The organism is Burkholderia sp. Ac-20384, assembly GCF_017104605.1.
Taxonomy (GTDB): Bacteria; Pseudomonadota; Gammaproteobacteria; order Burkholderiales; family Burkholderiaceae; genus Burkholderia; species Burkholderia lata.
The window spans coordinates 1-642 of record NZ_JAAGPE010000708.1; the positions used below are offsets into that span (position 1 = coordinate 1).

Below are 642 nucleotides of genomic sequence, written 5' to 3' on the forward strand. Positions count from 1 at the left end.
TGCATCCGCGTCCGCACGACGCGACGACGCGGCTCGCGCGCCGGCCGTCGGCACGACGCCTCGCGGCACCTCCGTTCTCGCGCACACGGCCGCGGCGATTCCGGCGCCGAGCCCGTCGGTCATGCCGCCGATCCCCTTGTTCCAGCACGATCGTCTGATCGTTACGCAAAGCGACTGATGCACCACGACAACCTCCATACCGCCGCGCCGCCGGCCGCCCTGAACGACCCGGCACTCGACGCGCGCCGCGCGACGCGCCGCAAGCGCTTCATCGTGTTCTTCGCGGTCGTGCTGGTGGCCGCGCTCGCATGGATCGCGTACTGGCTGCTGAGCGACCGCTATTACGAGGACACCGACGACGCATACGTCGCCGGCAGCATCGTCCAGGTCGCCGCGCAGATCCCCGGATCGGTGACCGACGTCGTGGTCGCCGATACGCAGGCCGTGCGCGCCGGCCAGACGCTCGTGAAGCTCGACGACACCGAGGCGTCCGTCGCGTTCGCGCAGGCGAAGGCGCAGCTCGCGCAGGCGGTGCGGCAGGTCGCAAACGCGAAGATCTCGAACACGATGTACGTCGAGGCCGTGAATGCGCGGCGCGCCGACCTGTCGCTCGCGCAGCGCGCATTTGCCGCGCGCTCGGGC

Annotated in this window: 1 protein-coding gene; it reads left to right on the forward strand. The window is 70.9% G+C overall.

Going from position 1 to position 642, the window contains the following annotated elements; translation table 11 throughout:
- Nucleotides 1–177: 177 nt before the first annotated feature.
- Nucleotides 178–642: biotin/lipoyl-binding protein (locus tag G3O00_RS42945; protein WP_206146627.1), on the forward strand; the 465-nt coding region annotated here is incomplete at its 3' end.